The 2,420-nt window shown below is 55.0% G+C and carries 3 protein-coding genes; 2 read left to right on the forward strand and 1 reads right to left on the reverse strand.

Annotation, left to right across the window (positions count from 1 at the left end; translation table 11 throughout):
* Positions 1 to 1,045, reverse strand: a 1,045-nt coding sequence (locus tag ABYV26_RS24450; RefSeq protein ID WP_372683959.1) for a two-CW domain-containing protein, incomplete at its 3' end; no start/stop codon positions are given.
* 199 nt (positions 1,046 to 1,244) lie between these two features.
* Between ABYV26_RS24450 and ABYV26_RS24455 the strand changes: the two genes are divergently transcribed.
* Complete coding sequence (locus ABYV26_RS24455; protein ID WP_372683960.1) at positions 1,245 to 1,850, forward strand: CBS domain-containing protein; 606 nt, start codon at positions 1,245 to 1,247, stop codon at positions 1,848 to 1,850.
* Between the two features lie 12 nt (positions 1,851 to 1,862).
* A complete protein-coding gene (locus ABYV26_RS24460) occupies positions 1,863 to 2,399 on the forward strand; it encodes an HPP family protein (RefSeq protein WP_372683961.1) in 537 nt (178 codons plus the stop codon).
* The last annotated feature ends 21 nt before the right edge of the window (positions 2,400 to 2,420 follow it).

Consider the following 2,420-nt stretch of genomic DNA (forward strand, 5'->3'; position numbering starts at 1 on the left):
GGGCGGAACTGATTTGGTAAACGAAATCGGCAGCCAGCATGGGAGGCAGGCGTCTGAGCCGTTGGATCATCTCCTTCAGGGAGTAGCCGGTGACTTGTTCCATGATAATGAACAGGGTTCGATAGCGTTCGTCAAAATCGTATACCTTAACGATGTGGGGGTGATTCAAACCCGCGATGGTTTTGGCCTCGTTTTTGAAATTCTCTATGAAATCAGGAACCAGCGCAAGGTCATGGCGCATCATTTTGATAACCACGGGAAGCCCGAGCACCTCGTGACGCCCTTTGTAGACGATGCTGAATGCTCCCCGCCCAATGATGTCCGTGGCCACATACTTGCCGATGGTCCGGTAGGCAGTGGGCCTGCGGCTGTCCAGGCGATCGGCTACCAGTTCAGTGATGAAGTTCAACAGCTCGGGGTCTTTTTCGCTGATTTCGTCAAATTGTCTGCGGGTCATCAGCCAAAGGTCCATATCCGTTTCGGCTTCGACATGGGCGCGCCGGGGCTCTCCGGTCAAGATTCCCAACCCGCCGACAATTTCGCCTTCGCCGTAATGGTCCACCGGATGCAGGTCGCCGTCCTTTTCGACGATAACCAGGCATGAGCCGCGCTGGATGATGTAGGCCGTGTCTTCCACCTGCCCCTGGACCACAAACCGCTGGCCGGCCTTGACGTGAAGATAGGTCATCTTCTCGAAAAAAGGGCTTCGATCCTCGGCCTGGAGAAATTGCAGGAATTTTGTTCGCCGATCCGCCAAGCCTTCCTGCTCCTGTACCATGCAGTAAAAATCGCAGTCCAGACAAGAGGGGCGCTTTTCTCGGAATGTCCCCTGGGTGCAGCCGCCGCAGAGCGTACCGGCGACCGCCCAACAGATCCGTCCCCCGCACTCCCCACTGTTGATGCCGTCAAATGAGGCGTCAGCGGCAGCAGGGCAGACGCCGAGTTCAGACACTAGTTTGCCGCCGGGTTCCCGCCCACACATCATCACTTGCCAGCAGTTGGGTTTTTTATCTGCAGGTGCTTGATTTTTTATCGGTGCGTTCATGCTCGCCTCGGCTCGGGTGTTGCCTCCACTTTTCGTCCACCGTATTGCAGGTGATACGGATCGGCAGGCTTCAAGAGTATGCGTATTCATGCACGGAAAGATAATATCCTGCCTTGATTCAAGTCAATTCATTAAAGTTCCCTGAGCATGTATATATCGGGCTAAACATTCAACCCCACAAAACAAAGGAGTGCACCTGATGAATTCAGCGACTATTCGAGAGTGTGCCCCCGTCGACATTTCCGATGCCGATGTGATGAAAGCCATGAAAGCCATGCAGGGATATATCGACATCACTCCGGCCGATTTCAAGGAAGTCTACCGGGTGGCCTATGGCCTTGCACAAGACAGGATGATGCACTCGCTCAAAGCAGTCGATGTGATGACGTCACCGGTCCATGTGATTGGCGCAGACAAGGATCTGATCGCAACCGCCACGCTGCTGGCCGAAAAGGGCATCTCGGGAGCCCCGGTGGTCGATCGAAGCGGGAGAGTCATCGGGGTGATCTCGGAAAAGGATTTTTTGAGAAAAATGGGCGCCGGTAAAAGCGACGCCTTCATGCAGGTGATCGCCCATTGCCTGAAAAACAAGGGGTGTCTGGCCACGCCAATGGTCAACCGGACCGCCGGCGATATCATGGCCATGCCGGCGGTCACGGCGACGGCGGATATTACCATTGGCGACATCTCGGCATTGCTGATGAAAAAAAACATCAACCGCCTCCCGATTGTTGCAGACGATGGGAAGCCTGTGGGCATCGTCACCCGCTCGGACCTTGTGAGTTCCTTTTGCATGCTTGGATAAACGGGAGATTAGATGAACTATTTCAATAAAATGAAAGGGCATACCCAGAGCCCTCCCCGGGTCAGCCTGGTCGAAATCCTATGGTCCTGGGTGGGCAGCTTTCTTGGGATTGTCGCTGTGGGGCTGCTTCATTTCAGGCTTTTGGATCAAAGCGCACTGATCATGATCATCGGTTCCTTCGGCGCCTCGGCCGTGCTGGTTTACGGCGCCATCCGCAGCCCGCTGGCCCAGCCCAGAAATTTGATCGGCGGGCATGTGCTCTCGGCCATTGTAGGGGTGGCCGCTTATCGATATTTGGGGGGACAGCCGTGGCTTGCCGCAGCCATGGCCGTATCCGTGTCCATAGCCCTGATGCACTATACCAAAACGCTGCACCCGCCGGGAGGCGCCACCGCTCTGATCGCGGTAATCGGAGGAGATTCCGTGCATCATCTCGGTTACCTTTATGCGATCATCCCCGTTGCCATGGGGGCGGGTGTGATGCTGATCATTGCATTGATCGTCAACAACCTATCAAAAGGCCGTCGATACCCTGAATTCTGGCTGTGATACGGAATAAAAAATGGATAA

It is taken from the genome of Desulfosarcina sp. (assembly GCF_041551955.1).
In the GTDB taxonomy this organism is placed as follows: domain Bacteria; phylum Desulfobacterota; class Desulfobacteria; order Desulfobacterales; family Desulfosarcinaceae; genus Desulfosarcina.